The sequence below is a fragment of the Desulfosarcina cetonica JCM 12296 genome, assembly GCF_001311845.1.
Classification (GTDB): domain Bacteria; phylum Desulfobacterota; class Desulfobacteria; order Desulfobacterales; family Desulfosarcinaceae; genus Desulfosarcina; species Desulfosarcina cetonica.
On sequence record NZ_BBCC01000389.1, the window covers coordinates 1 to 2,414 of the forward strand.

Annotated in this window: 3 protein-coding genes; all 3 read left to right on the forward strand. The window is 64.1% G+C overall.

Annotated elements, in window-relative coordinates:
- A partial coding sequence (locus JCM12296_RS34170) for a 23S rRNA (guanosine(2251)-2'-O)-methyltransferase RlmB (protein WP_172684255.1) occupies positions 1-378 on the forward strand: 378 nt, incomplete at its 5' end.
- 73 nt (positions 379-451) lie between these two features.
- Positions 452-1,675 (forward strand): isocitrate dehydrogenase (NADP(+)), encoded by a 1,224-nt coding sequence (gene icd / locus JCM12296_RS34175; protein WP_054702552.1) that lies wholly within the window; start codon positions 452-454, stop codon positions 1,673-1,675.
- A gap of 26 nt (positions 1,676-1,701) precedes the next feature.
- A partial coding sequence (locus tag JCM12296_RS34180; protein WP_054702555.1) for a ComF family protein occupies positions 1,702-2,414 on the forward strand: 713 nt, incomplete at its 3' end.

The following is a 2,414-nucleotide window of genomic DNA, read 5'->3' on the forward strand; positions in this document are numbered from 1 at the left end:
CTGGTGGTGCCCAAGGATCGGGCCGCCGGGGCAACGCCGGCGGTATCCAAGGCCTCGGCCGGCGCCCTGGAGCACACCCGGTTTTGCCAGGTGACCAACCTGGCGGCGACCATGGCCGGGCTCAAGAAAAAGGGCGTCTGGATCGCCGGTTTGGCCATGCAGGCGTCGCAAACCCTTTTCCAGGCAGACTTGAAAGGCCCCCTGGCCCTGGTCGTGGGCGGTGAGGAAAAAGGGCTGCGGCCACGGGTTCGGCAACAGTGCGATTTTCTCCTCTCCATTCCGCTGCGCGGCCGCGTGGATTCGCTGAACGCATCCACCGCCGCCGCCGTTGTGCTTTATGAAGCCCTTAGACAGCGCATGAACGAAGGGACCGGCTGATCGGGGTGAATTTCCTTTGCCGTTCGTACCCATGAACGAATCCATTAGCCTTTAACATGAGGAGGATTGCCTTATGGCCGATGCACAGAAGATAACGAAAAACAGCGACGGTACGCTGTCCGTGCCGGATTGCCCGATCATTCCCTTTATCGAGGGGGACGGGATCGGTCCGGACATCTGGCGCGCCACCCAGCGGGTGATCGATGCGGCCGTGGAGAAACGTTACGGCGGTCAACGCCGGATCGAATGGATGGAGTTGCCCGTGGGCGAAAAGGGGTATGCCAAGACCGGCAACTACCTGCCCCCGGAAGCCCTGGACGCCATCGAAGCCCACGTGGTGGCCATCAAGGGACCCTTGACCACGCCTATCGGCAAGGGCATCCGCAGCCTCAATGTGGCCATTCGCCAGAAACTCGACCTGTATGCCTGCGTGCGGCCGGTGCGCTACATCGAAACGGTCCCCAGCCCGATGAAACACCCGGAAAAGATCAACATGGTGGTCTTTCGGGAAAACACCGAGGATCTGTACGCGGGCATCGAGTGGGCCTCGGGCACCGATGAGGCCGAGGCCCTGGCCGAATACCTGAAGACCCAGATGGGCAGCAACATCCCGCCCCTGGCCGGCATCGGCATCAAGCCCATCAGCCCGGGCAACACCAAACGGCTGGTGGCCAGTGCGATCCGCTATGCCCTGGAGAACGGGTTCCCCAGTGTGACCCTCATGCACAAGGGCAATATCATGAAATTCACCGAAGGGGCCTTTGCCCAGTGGGGCTACGAGGTGGCCAAGGCGCAATTCGGCGGCCAGACGATCACCGAGGCCGACCTGTACGACACTTACGACGGTGAGGCACCGGCCGGCAAGGTGGTGATCAAGGATCGCATCGCCGACATGCTGTTCCAGCAGGTACTGTTGCGGCCCGACGAATACGGGGTGATCGCCACGCCCAACCTCAACGGCGACTACATTTCCGATGCCCTGGCCGCCCAGGTGGGCGGGTTGGGTATGGCGCCGGGAGCCAATATCGGCGACCGTTGCGCGGTGTTCGAAGCCACCCATGGCACGGCCCCCAAGTATGCCGGTCTGGACAAGGTCAACCCCGGTTCGCTGATTCTCTCCGGTGCCATGATGCTCGATTACATGGGTTGGAAAGAGGCCGGTACGGCCGTGCGCGAGGCGATCCAGGCGGCCATCAAGGCCCGCCGGGTGACCTACGACCTGGCCCGGCAGATCGAGGGTGCCGAGGAGGTCAAGTGCTCCCAGTTTGGCGAAGCCATCGTGGCCCAAATGAAGTAGCGGCTTCCGATTCAGGCCGGTGCGGTGTGCGACGGGAGATCCGGCGCTGGCTGACCGGCCTGGCCGATGCCCTGTTTCCGCTGATCTGCCGGGACTGCGGCCGGTTTTTCGCCCATGCCGATGGTGCCGGCCATTCTCCCTTGACGCAAGGGGAGACCATTGTGCCTGGTTTTCAGACGGCCATGGCCGGCCATTTCTGTCCGGCCTGCCGGCAACGTTGGACACCGGTGACCTCGCCCCTGTGCAGCCGTTGCGGACAGGTCTTTAAAAGCCGCGCCGGCGACGATCATCTTTGCGGCCGATGCCTGGAAGAACCGGGCGCGTTCAACCGCGCGCGGGCCCTGGGGGTGTACGAAGGGAGCCTGAGGACCGCCATCCAGGCCCTGAAGTTCAAGGGCGTGGCCACCCTGGCCGATCCCCTGGGCCGGCTGCTGCTGGCCGGTTTTCGGCAGTACTGGCCGACCGGCGATATCGATATCGTGGCACCGGTCCCCCTTCACCGGCGGCGCTTTCGTCAGCGGGGGTTCAACCAGGCCTACCTGCTGATTCGGGGGTGGGATCTGCCGGCCGGGAGCGTTGTCCTGCGCGACCTTCTGGTGCGCCGACGGGCCACGGCCCCCCAGACCGGCTTGGATCGGCGCCAGCGGCGGATGAATTTGAAAGCGGCTTTTGCTCCGCGCCGCCCCGGTCAGGCAACCGGAAAACGGGTGCTGTTGGTGGATGATGTGCTGACCACCGG

Excerpts from the sequence above, each read along its gene's own strand:
- icd (WP_054702552.1), top strand. The coding sequence starts at position 452 with ATGGCCGATGCACAGAAGATAACGAAAAACAGCGACGGTACGCTGTCC.